This is a genomic window from Acinetobacter sp. 1130196 (assembly GCF_000588095.1).
GTDB lineage: Bacteria > Pseudomonadota > Gammaproteobacteria > Pseudomonadales > Moraxellaceae > Acinetobacter > Acinetobacter nosocomialis.
The window spans coordinates 62,327-81,802 of the sequence record NZ_JFWX01000006.1; the positions used below are offsets into that span (position 1 = coordinate 62,327).

Below are 19,476 nucleotides of genomic sequence, written 5' to 3' on the forward strand. Positions count from 1 at the left end.
CCCACCTACTTCAACTGTACACGTGGATCAACCACTTTGTAGACCAAATCGGCAATCAAGTTAAATATCATGGTTGCAGCTGCGATATACACTGTAATTGCTTTAATCACAGGAAAATCACTTCGCTCAACCGCGATAATTACTTCTCGACCAATACCGGGAATACCAAAAAAACGTTCAATTAAAAATGCACCTATGAGCAATGCAGGCAAAGTCGCCATCACATCGGTAATAATAGGAATTGAGGCATTACGTAAAACATGCACACCTAAAATTCGGCTTTCCCCTACACCTTTAGCCCGTGCCGTTCTAACATAATCTTGGTTAATCTCATCAAGCACAAAACTACGGTATAAACGTAAAGTAGGTGCAATACTCACCACCAACATAATTAAAATTGGAAGCAAGGCAAACTTAAATAAATTATCGGTAAAGTTATCGCTCCAGCCCTGCACTGGAAACCAACTTAACTGATAAGCCAAAACATATTGAAAAACAATAATATAAACCAAGATACTGATCGACATACCAATAGTACATAACATCATGACCATACGATCTGTTAAAGAACCACGTACTGCCGATACAGCTAGAGCCAAGACAATTGAAATAACGGTTTGTAAAATAGTGAGTGGAATTAGGAGCGTTAATGAAGGCCCCAAGCGAGTTAAAATAATTTGTGAAACTGGCTCGCCAGTACTCCAACTTGCGCCATAGTCAAAAGTAAGAATCTGCTTAATAAAAATCCAGAGCTGAACGTAATAAGGCTGATCGACACCTAGTTGCTTACGAATGTTTTCAATCTGCTCAGGATTAGACATCTTACCTGCCAGAATATAGGCCGGATCTCCACCGACCCAGTTAAAAAGAATAAAGATAAACAGTACTACTCCCAACATGGTTGGAATCATCTGCCATAACCGCCGAATAACATATGCCAGCATAGTGATAATTCCTTATTTAACCCGTTGTCCGGTAATTTCGTTAAAGAATGCTTTATTGTCAGGATCACGACCAAGGAAATCTTTAACCAATTCAGCTGCCGGTTTTTGGCTACCTTGCGATAAAATAGTCTGGCGATAACGTTGTCCTACTTGTGGGTTATTTAAGTTGTCACCATAAGCAGAAAGCATGTCTAAAGCTAAAACCTCAGACCACATATAACCGTAGTAACCTGCTTGATAACCACCCATCAAGTGTCCAAACTGACCAGGAAACTCTGTTGTTGGGACATATCCCAAAGCTGTAGCTGCTTCCATTTTTTGCCAAGTTTCTAAAGGTTTTACTTTTAAGGCATCAGCCGTATGAAGCGCCATATCGTACTGTGCATAAAGCGTTTGACGTGCGTAACGTAAACCGCGCCCATAGTTATGTACTGCTTTTAAACGGGCAATTAATTCATCATCAACTCGTGGGCATGCCGGGTCACAATAATCGGCCACTTTAGATAAGGTTTCTTTACGGCGTGCCCACTCTTCATACATTTGAGATGGTGCTTCTACAAAGTCACGCTCTACAGATGTTCCAGACTGGCTTGCATAACGGGGATTAGATAAAATGCCATGTAAGGCATGACCAAATTCATGCACAAAAGTTTCGAGCTCATCACTATTTAAACCTTTACGGTTAAAGTTTGTGACTAATGCTGAAACCGGTAAGCGGTTGGTTAAAGTGCTGCCACCATATACTCCCCAAACGGCAGCATGACCATATTTCCCTTCGCGAGGGAATTTATCCATATATAGGCCGCCTAGAAGTTTTCCTGTCTTTTTATCGACTACATCGTAATATTCAACTTCGCTCTGCCATGCTTTCACTTTGACAGGTTTAAAATCAATACCATAAAGATCAGATGAAATAGCAAATAACCATTTTTGTGCTGCTAAAGTCGGGAAATAATCACGAAGCTTTTCCTGATCAATTTGATATTTGCTCTTACGAAGTTTTTCACTCCAGTAAGCTTCACTCCAACGTGTTATCTCGGTTTTATCTAATGGTGTTTTTAAAGTTTGTGCTTTAAATGCACGGAGCTCTTCTACTTCTTTGCGCTCAAGTGGTGCTACCGTTTTTTGTACTTCTGCTAAGAATTGATTTACAGTTTCTGGCGTTTTTGCCATACGGTCTTTTAACGCCCAATCAGCATAACTTGCTTTGCCAAATAATTGCGCCAATTCATAACGCAAATCTATTGCCTGCTTGAGTAATTTTAAGTTTTGTTCAGTACCGCGTCGTGTAAATGCAATCTGGTATCTTTTTCTGGCATCATCATTATCTGCCAGTTCCATAAATGGACGATATTCCGGATACTCAAAACCTAATAAATAGTTTCCTTTGGCATTTTTCTTTAACCCTGAAATATAACTCTCTGGCAGACCTTTCATCTCTTCAGGTGTAAATTCAAGTTTTTCAGGGTTATCACGAATATTGCGGTTATATTCTTGCTCGAGTTTAGTCAATTCATCAAGAATCGCTTTCATTCTTGCGCGTTTTGCTGGTTCTAGCTGAACACCTGTGTCTTCAAACTGATCCAGAATATCCTGACGGTATTTCTGATCTATCGGATCAGTTGCTTTTGTATTTTTAATTACGTTATACAGTTTTGGGTTTTGGAATATATCAGTATGAAATTGATTAATTTTGATCTCACAATCTTCTGCTGCTTTACGTAATTTCGCATCTGGATCTACATTACTATATAAACCTATGGGTCCTGAAAAATCTTCAAGATGAGCAAAAATTTTATCCCACTTTGCTAATATTGGAGCTGCGGCAGCATCAGTTTTAACAGGTGTTTTTTCAAAGTTTGAAATCTCTTGCTGGATTTTTTTTAAATTAGAATCGCACCATGCTGGGAGTTGTTCTGCCTTAAGTAATGGTAAGGTTGCACGTGTGGTCTCTGCCGATGCAAACTGACTTATACCTATCGTCAACATACATAAACTAGTCATTTTCAGTGTGTTATTTTTCATCGTATCTCCAATTTTTTTCATTTAATGATTAGATTTCGTATTTGTATCAATATCGAAGTACATCCATTCAGCATGTAAAATCGGATGCTTCTTATATCCAATGATTCGTGGTTGAGCCAACATATTTCTATAACGTGCATACAAGACTTGCACTGGCATATAAACTTCTAATAAACGTGTCATTTTTCGATAAATCATGTCTCGTTCTGGGCCTGGCTTAACCTGTTGAGACTGACGGTATAATTGATCAAACTCCGGTATTGAACCGCAAGACCAGTTGGTCATATGGGTATTCGGACCATAAAAATTCTGCATAAAATTATCCCCATCCGGATAATCGGCTATCCATGCAGAGGAACCGAACATTCCGTCACACTGTTTTTGTGCCCGAATGAGGTCTGAAAAGAGCATTGGCTTGTACACCATCCGGATATTCAAACTGTCAAAGTTCTTTTTCCAAAGCTCAGCGCTTTGCTGACCAATACTGTCATTACGCGCCATATATTCAATGACCAGAGGCTTACCATTTGGTTGTGTACGCCATCCTGATGCATCTTTTTTGTAGTTATATTTATCTAATAATAAATTTGCTGCTTTAACCGAATATGGGATACTGCTTCTATATTGAGGTTCGGCCCCTACTACACCTGGTGGAACTGGGAAATGTAGACGCTCTGCATCACCGTTACGCACTAACTTAATTTCTTGATCTATTGAACGGGACATTGCAATTGCACGGCGTAAAGCGATTTTTTCTTTACTCATTCCACCAACTACAGGATTTTTAAGATTCCAATAGTTATAACTAATTTCTGGATCGACGATACGTGATAATTGCACACCCTCTTTTACAAGCTCGGGTCTTAATTTACCGTCTTTAATGGCTTTCGAGACTAATTGCCCTTCGAGCTGAATGATATCAACTTCACCACGCTGAAATGCTAACCATCTTGACTGGTTTTCCTCCATCACCTGAATATCAATTGTACCAATTTGAGGCATTTGTTTTCCCTTAAGATGCTTCACAATAGCTTGATCTTCAGGGGTACTGGCGACAAAATTCCAAGTAAAGCCACGATAATCAGGATTCGCTTTTAAAACTATGCGTGAAGCAGGCACCCATTTACTGAGCATATAAGGTCCTGTTCCTACTGGATGCCCCATAACAAAGCCAGCTTTATCTTTATATTTTTCGATAACTTCACGTGCTACAGCCCCTGTAGGGTCATGTGCCAGTAATAAAGGAAAGTTATAATCAGGTTTTATTAATCGAATAACCAAGGTGTACTTATCAGGGGTCTGCAAACCACTCACACTTTGATCATAATTAAATTTTCCTGTTTTATTAGCTGATTGTACTAACGCATCCATACCTTCAATTTTGTTTTCCAGCAACCAGCTATTTGGTGAACGTAAAGTTGGGTCCAATAACCGCTTAAAAGAGTATGCATAATCATAAGCCGTTAACTCTCTAGGTTTGCCTTTAAAAACAGGGTCTGGCGTAAAATAAATACCTTTTTTAATGTGAATAGTATAAGTCAGACCATCTGCACTCACTTCAGGCATAGCAGTTGCGATTTGAGGAATAAGCTTTGCTGGCCTTGCTAAATAGTCATAGGTATATAAAGTTTCAAATATCGAAGTAGTTACATGCGCCGAATATAAATCATGGATATACGCTGGGTCGAAACCTGTTTCAGCTGTCGGGAACGTATAATGTAAAATTTTATTCGGATCGGCTGGACTTTTGGCAAAAATAGTCGTGTTCCCCGTTAATGCCATTCCGGCAAATAATAGGCCTACACTACAGTGCTTGAGCTTTAGTCTTAAATTTTCAGTCATGATGATCTTTATCTAAAATTATTTTTTAACGGGGGTAATATCAAGATATTGCCAGCTTGTATTTATCATCGGGTGAGGTTTAAAACCCTGAACTTGTGGCCGTATCAACCAATTGCGAATTCGAGTTACATGAATGATCCAAGGATTGTCTGCTTCAATCTGGCGATTAAGCTTTTCATAATATGGTAGACGTTGTTGCGGTGGTAAATGAATGGCCTGAGTATAAAGAGCATCATATGTTTTAGACTGATAACAGGCATGGTTTCCCTGCCCAGCATTTGGTCCATATAGTAATTGTGCAAAATTATCTCCTTCGGGATAGTCAGCAATCCATGCCCCACTCCAGATCATATATTTACATTGTGTCGCGGCTTTTAAGTTATCTGCAAAATTACTTACTTTAAAGTCAGCACGAATGCCAATCGCATCTAAATTTTTTTTCCAGAGTTCGGAAAGAATAACTGCAGCTGAGCTATTTTCATTATTAATTTTTAAAACTAAAGGCTTGCCATTTGGTAAGGTCCGATAGCCATCAGCTCCTTTTTTATAACCATAATAATCAAGTAGTTTATTTGCTAACCGAGGATTATATCCTACGCTACTTTTATACTTTGGGTTATACCCGTTTACACCTTCAGGTATAAACATTTCTGCTCTAACTGCCTGACCTTTATATGCCTGTTTTATGCTTTCTTTTTGGTCATAGGCCAAAGTAATTGCGCGACGAAGTGCAATTTTTTCTGGACTAAAACCACCAATAACCGGATCACGCATATTCATCATGGTATAGGTCATTTCAGGTTCTTTATATGGAAAGTGTTTAATTCCTTTTTTTTGAAAAGAAGCTTTAAGTTGATTGCCATCTAACGCTTGAGGAACGGCATCTGCCGTAAGTTTGTCAAAATCTAATTGACCCGATTGAAAGGCTAACCATCTTGATTGTTGTTCTTCTATAATGCTCACTACAACTTTGCCAATTTGTGGCATTTTCTTTCCAGACATTTCTTTAACAAGCTGGTTATCCCACGGTGTTCCTGTTGACTTAAAATTCCAGACAAAACCACGATAATCAGGATTGGCAACCAACTCGACCTTACTTCTTGGAACATATTTACTTAACATATACGGTCCGGTACCCACTGGATGCATACCAATACGATCACCGTAATAGTCAACAACCTCTTTAGCAACGGCCCCAAAAGCAATATAAGCAAGAATATAAGGAAAATTATAGTCTTGGCGAGTTAACGTAAATTGGAGAGTATATCGATCAGTCGCTTTAAGCCCTGCAATTGGGGCGGCATAATCAAACTTTCCAGTTTTCTTTGCTTGAGCTACCACTGCATCGGCACCCAGCAATTTTCCATCCAGAAAAGAAACAGAAGGTGCTCGATTTTTAGGGTCTAAAATACGCTTAATTGAATAAATATAATCTTCGGCCACTAACTCACGGCGTTTGCCTTTAAAGGCAGGATCATCTGTAAAATAAATCCCTGGCTTAATTTTAAATATATAAACTTTACCGTCTTGCTCAACCTTAGGCATGCTTTCAGCCGTATAAGGAACTAATTGTAATGGACGAGCTAAATAATCATATTTGAGTAGTGGTTCAAAAATAGCTTCAGCAATACTAGCACTATAGAAATTGGTGGTTTTAACCATGTCAAAACCGTCATCTGGTGCTTCATAGGCAACATGCAAAATCTTGTTTGGTTGTGCTGGCGTAATTGCATAAGCACATGGAATTGAAGTAATAGCCAAACTTAAAATGGCGAGCTTAAAAAATTTTAATTTCAAGTTCATATCCACATAACTAATTTTTTTAAAAGATATTAACCTTTTGAGTAACATCTAAATCCGCATAAGAAAAGTTCTTTTTTCAGCAGATAGGCCTATTTGGGATTTGGAATTCACTTTCCTTTATCATCTTTTTATTTGATCAAATGGAAAAATAAATTCAAGTACCCAGAGTTTTGTAACTACTGAATATAAAGCGAATTTCATGCCATCTATTGGTATTCATAATAAAATATTTAAGATTATTCGAAATTCATATTTTTATTAGGTACTTAAATCCGTTTGAACTATATAAATAAAAGTTACTTTTTGCCAAATATTATATTTGTATATGTTAATCATTTAACATCTTAAATGCACAAAAAAAATACATTGATGATTTATTATGCATCATATTAATTCATTTATACCAAATAAAAAATATAAATTTAATTATTTGATATTTAAATAAAATTATGTGAAAAAATCTTACAGAAAATAGTATAACATTACATATAGTAAAGTTCTAAAACGATACATTTTTATTTATTAAGTATGTGAAGTGTCCATTAATGTATATTTTTTATACAAATAAATTTGAAACTTTTAGCCAATATAAAAAAATTTGCCAAACGGAAAATTTATTTTTCATCAAAACAAATAAAGACTCTGTCTTCAAACATAATAAAATCAATATTTATCAGTATTTTGCATAAACTAAAAAAAGAAAAATATATAGTTGGCACTTGCTTTGCTTAAAAGCATTACAGCAATATCGCTAACTACAACAAAAAGGGATCAAGTCCACGATGAAAAAAAAATACAATGTTCGATCTCAGGTAACCCCCAAGATCGGCAAGACAATACTTAAATTAAGTACCCTTAGTTTAAGCATGATGTGTCTTACCATGGCACAAGCAGCAGAAACTGAACAAACAAGTAATGATGACAAACCAGCAAAAGTTGTAAAAGTTGCCGTTACAGGCTCTTCAATCAAAGGGGTTGCTGCACAAAGTGCTTCACCAATTACCGTTGTAAAAGTTGATGAAATTTTAAAACAAGGGGTAACTTCAACTGAAGAAGCATTAGCTAAGATTAGTGCAAACCAATCAAACTTCGTAACTGCTAGCAACGTGGGCGCTAGTAAAACTGTGGGGTCAGCAGCAAACCTAAGAGCTTTAGGGGCAAACAAAACTCTTATTTTACTGAATGGTCGTAGATTAGCTGCCAATGCATACGATAGCGGAGTAACCAATTTAAATATTATTCCACTCGCTATGTTAGACCGTATTGAAGTTTTACGTGATGGTGCTTCTTCCATTTATGGAACAGATGCAATCGGTGGGGTTATCAACTTCATTACTAAAAAGCAGTTTACGGGTCTTAACTTAACTGCTGGGTATCAAAAACCAGAAGAAAAAGGTGGAGATCAACAAGACTACAGCATTTTCGGCGGTTTTGGTGACTTAGAGGAAAATGGCTATAACGTTTTTGGAGTTGTCGATTACCGAAAAGGCGATGATGTCATGGCCCAAGACCGTAAAGTCAGTCGACGTGGAGGCATATTACCTGAATTAGGTGTAAATAAAACCAGTAGTGGTTCATTCCCAGCCAATGTTCCAGGTTTAGGCAATCCTTATGCATCTATAGGTTGTAGCAATGACCCTCTAGTCAGCAGTCCTGATGGCAAAACTTGTAGATATAACAGCCAGGCTGTTATTGGAATTGTTCCAAAAACAGAAGATATTTCTGTAATGGGCCGTGCTACTTTTAAACTCAGCGATAATTTTAATGCAATTGCTGAATATTTATATGCAAGAAATGAGGTTACCACTTCAGTAGCACCAGATGTATTCTTTGATTTAACACTAGATCCTAGTAGTAAATATTATCCAGGAAATGGCATAACTCCTGCTCTTGCTGGTGCAACGGGCCCTATTGATCTTTATTTACGTTCACAAGCTGGTAATCGTATCAGTAATAGTATTAATCAGTCACATCGAATATTTGCCGGTATTGAAGGTGAAACTCATGGCTGGGATATCAATTCAGGTGTGACTTATGCGCATAGTAGTGCCTCTGATGCTATCTTGAGTGGCTATTTAAACTATGACAAAACTCAAGAAGCTTTAAACAATGGCACCTTAAATCCGTTCGGACCGCAAAATTCTGAAGATGCTGGTGTATGGGATCAACTAGGTGTGAAAGGCAAATATCTAAAAGCCAACTTAGATACTACAACTGTCGATTTCACTGCAAGTCGACCTATTTTCAAACTACCAGCAGGTGATGTCGGATTCGCCGTTGGGGCAAGCTATCGTTATGAAGATTGGACTTCAAAGGTAGTTGCAGATGTTGCTCGACTAGCTCCTAGTACAGGTACTGATCCAGACGAACCAGAAAACAAGGGCGATCGTAATATCAAATCGGTATTTACCGAATTTCACATTCCACTGCACAAAACTTTAGAAGCTCAAATTGCTGCTCGTTATGATGACTACAATGACTTTGGTGATACGTTCAATCCAAAATTTGCACTTCGTTGGGAGCCAATTAAACAGTTAATGTTCCGTACCACTTATAGTACTGGTTTCAGAGCTCCTACACTTTGGGAAGTTAATGGCCCGAACTCAGTAACGAATACAGGTGCGACATATGATGACCCAGCACTTTGTCCTGGAGGAGTTGTACAACCTGGTGGTAAACAAGAGCGCGACTGTAATATGCAGTTCAAACGCCAAAATGGTGGGAATAAGAGTTTAAATCCAGAAGAGTCTAAATCTTTTACAGCGGGCTTAGTATTTGAACCTGTGAAAAATTTAGCCTTCACTCTTGATTACTTTAATATAGAAGTGGATAAGCAAATTGCTACTCTATCCGAAGCGGCTATATTTGCAGATCCTGTGAAATATGCAGACAAATTTGTACGTAATGCTGACGGCTCACTAAATTATATTATTACTACACAACAAAATTTAGGCGGCATTAAAACATCTGGTTTTGATGTGGGCTTAAGTTGGGTTTCACCAATGACAGCCACAGGCCGATTTGGTTTCAATATTGATGGTACATATATCACTGACTACAAATATCAAGCAGAACCAGATGGTGACTGGAAAGGTGTTGCAGGGTCATATAGCGGTTTAGATTATCAATCGATTATTTTGCGCTGGAAACATACCGCAAACCTGAACTGGAACTACGAAAACTGGGCTTTAAACCTACAACAAAACTTCTCTCGTGGTTATCAAGATCAAAATGCAAATGATCAAAACCATAGAGTAAGTGACTATACAACCTACAATATTTCAGGAACTTACAAAGGATTTAAAAATCTAGAGTTAACAGCAGGTATTAAAAATATATTTGATGAAGATCCACCTGCTTCTAACGTAATTGATAACTTCCAAATGGGTTATGACCCACGTTACGCAGATCCTTTAGGACGTACTTACTTTGTACGAGGTACATATAAGTTCTAAATGGTTGTTCTGCAAATATAACTGTCAAAAGTTAGTTTGCAGAACAAATACTCATTCTTAGCCAAACAGTCATTTTAAAAAATTGTTTGTCTACAGTTTCAGGAGTAACTATGGGCATGACTTTTACAGACATAGAAAATAAATCTGCCAAACGCCTTATTGGTATTGCCGCAGTACTTTTTCTGCATCTTCTTGTTGCCTATATTCTGATGTCAGGTTTAGCAAACAATATTCAAAAACCAGCAGAAAAACCTGTGGAATTACAAATTATTCAGGATATTAAACCGCCTCCTCCACCAAAACCAGAGGAGCCAAAACCTAAGGAAAAACCACCGGAGCCGCCAAAAATGGTCGAAAAGGTTGCCAAGGTTCCTGAGCCGCCTAAACAGGTAGAAAAAGTAACGACACCGGTACAAAAAACTACTCCGGTAGCTCAACCGACTAAAGTCGCTACTCCGGCTCCTGCTGCACCTAATACTCCTTCTCCGAGCCCTGTTGCTGCACCCGCTCCAGTGGCGGCTGCTGCACCAGCACCTAAACCAACTGGCGTGACTCGTGGCGTTTCAGAAGGTTCCGCAGGTTGTGAAAAACCGGAATATCCTCGCGAAGCACTGATGAATGAAGAACAAGGTACGGTGCGTATACGTGTTTTAGTTGATACATCCGGCAAAGTTATTGATGCCAAAGTGAAAAAATCGAGTGGCAGTAAAACCTTAGACAAAGCGGCAACTAAAGCTTACAGCTTATGTACATTCAAACCAGCAATGAAAGATGGCGTGCCTCAGCAGGACTGGTATGAAATTGAATATCCATTCGTAATTGAATAAACAATTGAATTAGTAAGAAATTAAAAATATTGGAGATAACACGATGAAAAAATCAACTCAACCACTAGTACGTTTCGCTTCTGCAAGTTTAATCGCAGCATGCTCACTGCTCCCATTAAGTACAGTTTTTGCAGAAGAAACCAGTAATACTCCTGTTGCAACAGCAACTACTGAAGCGACTTCAAACGCAAGTACTCCTACTCCGCCTCCAAAGCCGGCAACGAGTGAAACTGTTAAGAACCCTTATGGTCTAGAAGCTCTTTGGCGTGAAGGTGATTTAGTTGCTAAATCTACCCTATTCATACTCGTACTTATGTCTATTGGTACGTGGTACATCATTGTCTCTAAATTCTTACAACAAGCAAAAGTAAAACGTCAAGGTAAAGAAGCAGAAAAAAGTTTTTGGGAAGCCACTTCTCTTGATAATGCCACTGATGGTTTGGAACAAAGTAGCGCATATCGTTTTATTGCGGAAAAAGGTATTAACTCAACTAAATCACACGGCGGTTCATTACTTGAACGCATTGACTTTAATACTTGGGTCAGCATTTCAATACAACGTGCGATTGAAAAAGTACAAAACCATTTAGGTGGAGGTTTAGCCTTTCTAGCAACTGTTGGATCTACTGCACCTTTCGTGGGTCTATTCGGAACAGTATGGGGAATCTATCACGCGTTAACTGCTATCGGGATTTCAGGTCAAGCATCGATTGATAAAGTAGCAGGACCAGTTGGTGAAGCACTTATTATGACTGCTATTGGTCTTGCAGTTGCAGTACCGGCTGTACTTGGTTACAACTGGTTGACTCGACGCAATAAAGCAGTAATGGAAAACGTCCGTTCATTTGGTTCAGATTTACATGCAGTTTTATTAAGCGGTGAAATTAATACTAATAATTCAGTTAACCGCAGCATTAAATAATAAGGAGCAAACATTATGGGTATGAGTGTTGGTTCTGAAGATGATGACGAAATGATTGGAACAATTAACACGACACCTTTGGTGGACGTCATGTTAGTTCTACTTATTATTTTTCTTATTACTATTCCGGTAGTTACTCATACAGTTCCGGTGAAACTACCAGAAGAAAAGAATACGCCGTATGCAACCACCCCTGAAAATATTCAACTCTCAGTCAATAAGAAAGGAGATATTTTCTGGAATGAAAGTTATGTACCAAATAAAGAAATTTTATTAGCGAAATTACAGGCTGTGGCGCAAAAAAGACCGCAGCCAGAGGTACATATTCGAGGAGATCAGCTTACCCATTTTGAAGCGATAGATCAGGTCATTAGTACGACCAAACAAGCTGGTATTGGCAAAATTGCCTTTGTTACTACACCTCCAGCCACCCCGTAATGATTTTAAGGAGAATTTTATGGGTATGAATGTCGGTTCAAATAATGATGACGATGTGATGTTGGAAGTCAACATGACACCGCTTATTGATGTCATGTTGGTACTCATTATTATGTTTATTATTACCATACCTGCACCAAACAACGCGATTAATATTAATTTGCCAAATGGCACACCGCCACCAACAAATGAAAAGCCACCTGAAGTGATTGATGTAAGAATTGATGCAACAGGCAAAGTATTTTGGAATAACCAAGCGGTTTCGGACCGAAAGGCACTAGAGACTTTATTTCAAGGTGTTGTTGCAAAAAAAGATCAAGACCAGATCAAACTCAAACCAGACCAGATGGCTGAATATAAAAATGTAGCGATGGTTATGGCTACAGCACAGCGTTTAGGTGTTACTAAAATTGGAATTGTAAGTAGCAACTAGTATTTCTTTTAATTTATATAGCTCCATTATCTCCAACGCTAACTTGAATTTTCAGTTAGCGTTTTTTTGAAGTATCCTCCACTTTAGACTCAGCAATAGAATATACATTTGGTGCAACATAGTCCTTTTGAGAATCATCTAATGATAATTTTGCGCATAGAAGCCAATTCTCACGATCGAGATTTTTTAAGTTAATCAAACTTGAAATCCTTTATTTATAAATTCACACCTTATCTGTAAGCACAAAATATACCGAAAATAAAAAAAGCCTCCGAAGAGGCTTTTTTTATAACAGGTTTAAATTAGTCACCTGTATAACCTTTTAATTTTAAGCGAGCAGCGTGTAGTAACGGTTCAGTATAACCTGAAGGCTGTTCACAACCTTTAAAGATAAGGTCTGAAGCTGCTTGGAAAGCAATATTCGTTTCAAAGTTAGCTGCCATTGGTTTATACAATGGGTCATTCGCATTTTGCTCATCAACAATTTTTGCCATGCGTTTAAGCACTTCTTCAACTTGTTCACGAGTCACAATACCGTGACGTAACCAGTTCGCAACGTGTTGAGAAGAAATACGTAATGTTGCACGGTCTTCCATTAAACCCACGTTGTTAATATCAGGAACTTTTGAACAACCTACACCTAAGTCAACCCAACGAACAACATAACCTAAAATACCTTGGCAGTTATTTTCAAGCTCATTATTGATCTCTTCTGCTGACCAGTTTGTATCAGGTGCAAATGGAGGTGTTAACAAGTCGTCTAATGACAACATTTCTTCAGCTTTTAGCTGATCTTGACGTGCTTTTACATTTACTTGATGGTAATGCATCGCATGAAGTACAGCACCAGTTGGTGATGGAACCCAAGCACATGAAGCACCAGCATTTGGATGAGCAGCTTTAGTTGCCAACATATCTTTCATGCTGTCTGGTTTTGGCCACATACCTTTACCAATTTGAGCTTTACCTTGTAAACCACATTTCAAGCCAATTGCAACGTTACGGTTTTCGTAAGCAGCAATCCATTTTTGTGTTTTAACAGCTTCTTTACGAACAACTGGTGCAGCTTCCATAGAAGTATGGATTTCATCACCTGTACGGTCCATGAAACCAGTATTGATAAAGATAGTGCGATCTTTAGCAGCAGCAATACAGTTTTTCAAGTTTACAGATGTACGGCGTTCTTCATCCATAATACCGATTTTTAGAGACTTCGCTGGTAAACCTAGTGCTTGCTCAGCACGTTCAAATAACTCTACAGCAAATGCAACTTCTTCAGGACCATGCATTTTTGGTTTAACAATATACATAGACCCTTTACGAGAGTTTTTATTTTCGTTCGTACTACGGATATCAGCAACTGATAACAATGGAGTTACCAATGCATCCATAATACCTTCGTAAATTTCTTCACCATCTACTAAAATCGCTGGATTCGTCATTAAGTGACCTACGTTACGAAGTAACATAAGTGAACGACCATGAAGTTTTGTTGTTCCACCAATTAAGTTTTTAATCTCGCGGTCTTTGCTTAACGCACGAACAATTGTTTTACCATTCTTTTCGATAGATTCTTGAAGTGTACCCTTCATTAAACCTAACCAGTTACGGTAACCTTCAACTTTTTCTTCTGCATCTACAGCTGCAACTGAGTCTTCAAGATCTTGAATTGTTGTAACCGCCGCTTCGAGTGTTAAATCTTTAACACCTGCTAAATCAGTTTGACCAATTGGGCTATTCGCATCAATTTCAATAATGACATGCAAACCATTACTTAAAAGTACTACTTCTGAAGGATTTGCTTCTTCACCATTGAAACCAACGAACTGGGCTTCATGAGCTAAACCTGTTTTAGTACCATCTTTTAAAGTCACAACAAGTTTGTTTTGCTCAATTGCATATTTAGTTGCATCAGCATGTGAACCTTCTGCAAGTGGGAAAATTTCATTTAAGAAATTTTTAGCAAACTCAATCACTTTAGCGCCGCGCACAGGGTTATATCCTTTCCCTTTTTCAGCACCACCTTCTTCTGAAATTACGTCAAAGCCGTAAAGTGCATCATATAAAGAACCCCAACGTGCATTTGCTGCATTTAAGCAATAACGTGCATTACGTACAGGCACTACTAACTGTGGGCCTGCTAATAATGCAATCTCTTCGTCTACGTTTTCGGTTGTAATCTGGAAATCTTCAACTTCTGGTAATAAATATCCAATTTCAGTTAAAAACGCTTTATAAGCACCTAATTCAAATTTGTTATTACGGTGCCACTCATCAATTTTTGCTTGTAATTCATCACGCTTAGCCAATAATGCTTTATTTTTTGGGCTAAGATCGACAACAACTTGCTCAAAGTTCTTCCAGTAAGTTTCACTATCTAAACCAGAACCTGGTAAAGCTTCATTTTCGATAAAATCGTAAAGTTCTTTAGCAATCGCTAACTTGCCTTTTTGAATACGTGCAGTCATTGTCTTTCCTGAAGTTGCTACTTTTTATACCAAGAGAAACCTAGTATACCGATTTAAATTAAGCTGAATACTAATATCACATTCCTAAATAGTAAGCATTTTCTCTTGCAAAACTATTGACAAAGATAAATTTTTCTATATAGGAAAATATTAAAATTCTAACTAGGTTTCTCAACAATTTATTCAATATTGAAAGATACTGAAACTAGACTTTTTGTTAACAGACAAAAAATTTCACTATCTTATTTTTTCTAAAGCGTATTTAGTTATATCAAACTTTGCACAATGAAAAAGTATTATTTAGCTAAATTTATCTATTTTTGTTGTAAAAAAAAGCGCTCAATTTAGAGCACTTTTCCTATCTAATGCCTTAAGAAGTTTTAGTCGCATCAATATGACGATGCTCAGAATGCAAATACTCATCTGATTGCATTTCTAATAAACGGGAACGTGTACGCTCAATCTCAAAAGCCAATTTCTCACCTTGATAAATATCAATAATACTGTCTTGAGAAGTTAAGAGTAATTTCACACCACGATCATAAAACTCATCGACTAGATAAATAAAACGACGGGTACCTTCTGACAAGAAGTCAGTTAAGTGCGGCACATTGCTCACCAGAACTGTATTATAGATATTGGCAATTTCAATAAAGTCTGCAGGACTACGCGGCTTTAAACAAAGCTCAGAGAACTCACACCATAAAACATCTTCTGTGTGACCTAGTGTTTCAACAACACGGTTATTAATCACAATTGGTTCATGAGAATTTGTTTGCGTTTGAGTTAAAGCACTATAACGCTCTGCGATCCAGTTTTGAGCTTCATTGCCCAGTGGTGATTTAAACAATTGAGCTTGTTTTAAAACACGTAAACGGTAATCCACACCCGCGTCTACATTTAAAACGACACAGTTCTTTTTGACCATTTCAATTGTGGGAATAAAACGATCACGGTGAATCCCGTTTTTATATAAACCGTCTGGTGCAATATTTGAAGTTGCAATGAGTGTTACACCGCGAACAAATAACTTCTGGAATAAATCACTCAAAATCATTGCATCTGTTACGTTTGACACGAAAAACTCATCGAAACAAATAACAACAGCATCTTTATAAATTTGATCAGCCACGATATCAAGTGGATTACGTTGACCAGAAAGTTTATTTAATTCTTTATGTACATGTTGCATAAAGTGATGGAAATGCATACGTGTTTTACGGCGAAATGGCACAGACTCATAAAATTGGTCCATAAGCCAAGTTTTACCACGTCCTACACCACCCCACATATATACACCTTTTGGAGAGGTTTGACGGCGAAAACGACGAAAAGCTTTTTTAGAAGCTTTATAACGATTTAAAAGTTCTTTCCATACACGATCTAATTCTTGCACTGCCTGTGCTTGTGCTTCATCTGCCATGAACTGGCCTGAAGCCAATGCCTCAGCATAGCGCTCTGCTGGGGAAGAAGGAGTAAATGCAGTACTATGAGAAGATTTTAAATTTAACATATCATTTTATTTCAATTTTAACTTAAGAGAGTATAGCGAACATTTTGTCCGACCACATTAGCTTTTAGCATCAAGAGTTATGCTCAGTAAAACTCTTTTCCATATTGCCGAGGGCTCTGTCCAAACCATCTTTTAAACGCATGATTAAAAGCGGCAGGTTCAGAATAACCAAGTGCTTCTGCAATAACTTCAATTGAATACTCTTTATATTCCATAAGCTTAAGCGCCTTATTCTTGATAATCTGTTCACGAATTTGTTTATAACTCGTATTAAGCTGCTGCAATTGATGCCTTAATGTCCTTTCAGGCATTTTTAAAGCAAAAGCGGTTTCCGCCATGCTCGGGATAATTCCTTGTTGTAGCTCTAAATAATCTTGCACATATTGAATAATAGGTGGTATTAGATGATCTTGTTCATTTAATCGTTTAATTTCTTTAATACATTTAGCTTCATAGATACGATGAGTAATAATATCTGCTGAAGGAATTTTTATATCAAGTACATTCCTACTTAGGCTAAATGCTGCATGTGTAGAATTAAAATGCAGATCATCTCCATAATATGAGAAATATTGAGCAACAGTATCTGGATTAGTAGGTTTAGGAAATGGCAAATCTATACGCATATTAGGCATTAATAAGCCCATCATGGTGTAAATATCTTGAATAAATTTATAAGTCCCTGAAATTTCACACTGGGCACGAAGTAAACCAATTTCTGTTTTTAAGTCGACCGGTAAATAGTTAAGAATGATATGTTTTTCGGTTTCTTGTAAACTCAAAGTGCCAAATAAATGAGTGAGTTTTTGATACTGTATCCCTTTTTCCAGGGCAGTTTGTATATCTTGACTTGTTACAAGTAGCATTAACAATGGACCATAACCTGCTAATGCATAGTGTTGCCCAATAAACAAACCTTTCTCAGGATCAACATTCTCACTAATAATTTGTTGTATATCCCATTCCAAACTGTCATGAATTGTTGAGCTTGGGTCTAAGGAATCTACTTTTATACCTATATCTGCCAAACGTGAGTCGACATCAATGCCCGCATTGCGCATTCCTTGAATTAAATAGATTAAACCAAGTGCCGATCGTTTCATTCTTCTATCAATTTCCCTAGACTGAAATGTTTTACTATAAAGAAGTAATAAAATTAATTGCCGAATATATCAATTTTCACGTCGGTACAATCATGTTTAAACTGTTCAAAAGAAGTTAGTCTTGCCTGCAATCCTCTTTAGCGCATATGCAGGGTTTCCAATGCTAAATTCAAAACAACATGCTACTCAAAAAACTAAAATCGCAATTATTGGGGCTGGATTCGGTGGCCTTGCAATGGCTATTCGTCTATTACAGAACAAGCAAACAGATTTTCTTATTTTAGAAAAATCCACTGATGTAGGAGGAACTTGGCGAGAAAACAGGTATCCAGGAGCTGCCTGTGATGTACAGTCACACATGTATTCTTTATCTTTTGCACCTAAAACAGACTGGTCAAAACGCTATGCTGAAGCCCCTGAAATTTTTGATTATATTCAAGATATAACTAATAAATATCAAATAAAAAACTACTGTAAGTTTAATCATGAAGTTACACATGCACAGTATGATGAAACGCGACATGTATGGATGTTAGATTTTGCCAACCAACCTTCTCTAGAAGCACAATTTGTAGTATTTGCATCTGGTCCATTACATATTCCACAAATCCCTCATATTCAAGGTATTGAAAAGTTTAAGGGTAAAGTTTTTCACTCCTCCCAATGGGAACATAGCTATAGCCTAAAAGGTAAATCAGTTGCTTCGATTGGTACAGGTGGTAGTGCGATTCAATATATTCCAGAAATCGCAAAAGATGTTAAGCAACTATATGTCTTTCAAAGAACAGCAGCATGGGTTATTCCACGTGATGAGCGCAAATATTCAAGCTTAAGTAAAGCATTATTCAAATCTTCTAATATTTATCGCCAACTTCATCGTAGTCGCCTTTATTGGAGTAACGAATCACGCGTTGTACCAATAGTTCAGCCTCAAATCATGAAGTATGGCCAAAAATTGGCAGAAGCATTCATACGCTTCCAAGTAAAAGATAAAGAATTAGCTAAAAAACTTACCCCAGACTTTGTGATGGGCTGTAAACGTATTCTTATTTCAAATAAATACTTCCCGACATTTAACCGTAAAAATGTGGAATTAGTGACGGATAGTATTCAAGAAATTAAAGAACACAGCATTATTACAAAAGATGGAAAAGAAAGATCTATCGATTGTTTGATTTATGGGACTGGCTTTATTACAGATCCCCGAATTTACTTAAAAGATTTTACTTGTATTGGTCGTAACCAAATTGAATTAAAGCAGGCGTGGAAGAACGGTGCAGAAAGTTATTATGGAATAGTGACCAAGAATTTCCCTAACCTATTCCAGCTGCTTGGACCAAATACTGTTTTAGGACATAACTCGGTTATTTTTATGATTGAGTCTCAAGTTAATTATATTTTACAACTTATTGAACTCGTAGATAAATCTGGTCAACACGCTGTAGAAATTAAACCGGAAGTCCAAGATACTTTCAATGAAGAAATACAGAAACAACTTCAAGGTACCGTATGGCAAGCAGGCGGTTGTAATAGTTGGTATCAGGCTGCTGATGGGAAAAACTTTTCTTTATGGCCAACTTATACTTGGAAGTATTGGTTAGAAACCCGTAAAGTTAACCCCCAAAATTATTTACTGCTAAATAAGTTCTCTAAGAGCTATGCAGCATAAAATGTTCAATACATAATAGATAGGTTAATAACAA

Annotated in this window: 13 protein-coding genes and 1 pseudogene; 6 read left to right on the forward strand and 8 right to left on the reverse strand. The window is 37.4% G+C overall.

All coding sequences use genetic code 11. The features are described from left to right. Nucleotides 1-5: 5 nt before the first annotated feature. The 4 genes from J671_RS09365 to J671_RS09380 are packed head-to-tail and all read right to left on the reverse strand — an operon-like array spanning nt 6 to nt 6,620. Nucleotides 6-944, reverse strand: a complete 939-nt coding sequence (locus J671_RS09365; RefSeq protein ID WP_031982073.1) for an ABC transporter permease — start codon at nt 942-944, stop codon at nt 6-8. Nucleotides 945-956: 12 nt separating this feature from the next. After that, entirely contained in the window at nt 957-2,990 is a 2,034-nt protein-coding gene (locus tag J671_RS09370; protein WP_081403885.1) for a M3 family metallopeptidase, read from the reverse strand. Further along, on the reverse strand, nt 2,991-4,814 hold the full coding sequence (locus tag J671_RS09375; protein ID WP_079377017.1) for an ABC transporter substrate-binding protein: 1,824 nt from the start codon (nt 4,812-4,814) through the stop codon (nt 2,991-2,993). A gap of 15 nt (nt 4,815-4,829) precedes the next feature. After that, nucleotides 4,830-6,620, reverse strand: coding sequence for an ABC transporter substrate-binding protein (locus J671_RS09380; protein WP_006580795.1), 1,791 nt, complete (start codon nt 6,618-6,620; stop codon nt 4,830-4,832). A 776-nt stretch (nt 6,621-7,396) separates the two neighbouring features. Between J671_RS09380 and J671_RS09385 the strand changes: the two genes are divergently transcribed. From J671_RS09385 to J671_RS09405, 5 genes are all read left to right on the forward strand, one after another. Then, nucleotides 7,397-10,069, forward strand: a complete 2,673-nt coding sequence (locus tag J671_RS09385) for a TonB-dependent receptor (RefSeq protein ID WP_004887451.1) — start codon at nt 7,397-7,399, stop codon at nt 10,067-10,069. A 110-nt stretch (nt 10,070-10,179) separates the two neighbouring features. Beyond that, a complete protein-coding gene (locus tag J671_RS09390; RefSeq protein WP_004887453.1) occupies nt 10,180-10,896 on the forward strand; it encodes an energy transducer TonB in 717 nt (238 codons plus the stop codon). A 43-nt stretch (nt 10,897-10,939) separates the two neighbouring features. Beyond that, entirely contained in the window at nt 10,940-11,818 is an 879-nt protein-coding gene (locus J671_RS09395) for a MotA/TolQ/ExbB proton channel family protein (protein ID WP_004887455.1), read from the forward strand. Nucleotides 11,819-11,833: 15 nt separating this feature from the next. Next, a complete protein-coding gene (locus J671_RS09400; RefSeq protein ID WP_002050154.1) occupies nt 11,834-12,256 on the forward strand; it encodes an ExbD/TolR family protein in 423 nt (140 codons plus the stop codon). A 19-nt stretch (nt 12,257-12,275) separates the two neighbouring features. Continuing rightward, on the forward strand, nt 12,276-12,689 hold the full coding sequence (locus tag J671_RS09405; protein WP_004709090.1) for an ExbD/TolR family protein: 414 nt from the start codon (nt 12,276-12,278) through the stop codon (nt 12,687-12,689). A 73-nt stretch (nt 12,690-12,762) separates the two neighbouring features. Here J671_RS09405 and J671_RS09410 read toward each other — a convergent pair. The 4 genes and pseudogenes from J671_RS09410 to J671_RS09425 all read right to left on the reverse strand — a co-directional run. Further along, nucleotides 12,763-12,888: pseudogene (locus tag J671_RS09410) on the reverse strand (GNAT family N-acetyltransferase); the annotation flags it as partial. A 103-nt stretch (nt 12,889-12,991) separates the two neighbouring features. Then, entirely contained in the window at nt 12,992-15,157 is a 2,166-nt protein-coding gene (locus J671_RS09415) for a malate synthase G (protein WP_004887457.1), read from the reverse strand. A 370-nt stretch (nt 15,158-15,527) separates the two neighbouring features. Further along, on the reverse strand, nt 15,528-16,670 hold the full coding sequence (gene zapE, locus J671_RS09420) for a cell division protein ZapE (protein WP_002050256.1): 1,143 nt from the start codon (nt 16,668-16,670) through the stop codon (nt 15,528-15,530). 83 nt (nt 16,671-16,753) lie between these two features. Further along, the gene (locus tag J671_RS09425; RefSeq protein ID WP_004887462.1) at nt 16,754-17,773 is read right to left on the reverse strand and encodes a helix-turn-helix domain-containing protein; all 1,020 of its coding nucleotides are present in this window, start codon (nt 17,771-17,773) and stop codon (nt 16,754-16,756) included. A gap of 121 nt (nt 17,774-17,894) precedes the next feature. Between J671_RS09425 and J671_RS09430 the strand changes: the two genes are divergently transcribed. Next, on the forward strand, nt 17,895-19,442 hold the full coding sequence (locus J671_RS09430) for a flavin-containing monooxygenase (RefSeq protein ID WP_079377778.1): 1,548 nt from the start codon (nt 17,895-17,897) through the stop codon (nt 19,440-19,442). Nucleotides 19,443-19,476 lie beyond the last annotated feature (34 nt).

Bases quoted from the DNA above. Each gene is read 5' to 3' on its own strand.
- J671_RS09385 (WP_004887451.1), top strand. From the start codon at position 7,397: ATGAAAAAAAAATACAATGTTCGATCTCAGGTAACCCCCAAGATCGGC.
- J671_RS09370 (WP_081403885.1), bottom strand. From the start codon at position 2,990: ATGAAAAAAATTGGAGATACGATGAAAAATAACACACTGAAAATGACT.
- J671_RS09365 (WP_031982073.1), bottom strand. From the start codon at position 944: ATGCTGGCATATGTTATTCGGCGGTTATGGCAGATGATTCCAACCATG.
- J671_RS09405 (WP_004709090.1), top strand. From the start codon at position 12,276: ATGGGTATGAATGTCGGTTCAAATAATGATGACGATGTGATGTTGGAA.
- J671_RS09400 (WP_002050154.1), top strand. From the start codon at position 11,834: ATGGGTATGAGTGTTGGTTCTGAAGATGATGACGAAATGATTGGAACA.
- J671_RS09415 (WP_004887457.1), bottom strand. From the start codon at position 15,157: ATGACTGCACGTATTCAAAAAGGCAAGTTAGCGATTGCTAAAGAACTT.
- zapE (WP_002050256.1), bottom strand. From the start codon at position 16,670: ATGTTAAATTTAAAATCTTCTCATAGTACTGCATTTACTCCTTCTTCC.
- J671_RS09390 (WP_004887453.1), top strand. From the start codon at position 10,180: ATGGGCATGACTTTTACAGACATAGAAAATAAATCTGCCAAACGCCTT.
- J671_RS09425 (WP_004887462.1), bottom strand. From the start codon at position 17,773: ATGAAACGATCGGCACTTGGTTTAATCTATTTAATTCAAGGAATGCGC.
- J671_RS09395 (WP_004887455.1), top strand. From the start codon at position 10,940: ATGAAAAAATCAACTCAACCACTAGTACGTTTCGCTTCTGCAAGTTTA.